At 45.7% G+C, this 337-nt stretch carries 1 protein-coding gene and 1 rRNA gene; both read left to right on the top strand.

Features of this window, described 5'->3' with window-relative positions; translation table 11 throughout:
• Nucleotides 1–134 precede the first annotated feature (134 nt).
• Nucleotides 135–257, top strand: coding sequence for a hypothetical protein (locus BK139_RS24515; RefSeq protein WP_258752131.1), 123 nt, complete (start codon nucleotides 135–137; stop codon nucleotides 255–257).
• Nucleotides 252–337 (top strand): 23S ribosomal RNA (locus BK139_RS23470); the annotation flags it as partial. The genes BK139_RS24515 and BK139_RS23470, both read left to right, overlap by 6 nt.

Raw genomic sequence — 337 nt, 5'->3', positions numbered from 1 at the left:
GTTCAATCTCTCAAAAATATCGTTCTTTGAAAACTAGATAATGTTAATGAAGAAGCAATAACCGAGTAATCGCCATCTTAGTTTTTTCTCTTATTTTTGTTTTAAAACGAAGTAAGAGCACAAACCTGAGGGCAATGAGAAGCAAGAAGATCAAGGAAGCGACCGAACGAGCACCGGAGCGTACGAGAGTACGTGAGGAGCACAGTGACGGAGCTGACGCAGAGATTCGCCGCTTATCATTGGCCGAAGTAGGTTAAGTTAGAAAGGGCGCACGGTGAATGCCTTGGCACTAGGAGCCGATGAAGGACGGTACTAACACCGATATGCTTCGGGGAGC

It is taken from the genome of Paenibacillus sp. FSL R5-0490, from assembly GCF_001956215.1.
Classification (GTDB): Bacteria; Bacillota; Bacilli; order Bacillales; family Cytobacillaceae; genus Cytobacillus.
This window is presented reverse-complemented; position numbering and strand designations above follow the sequence as displayed.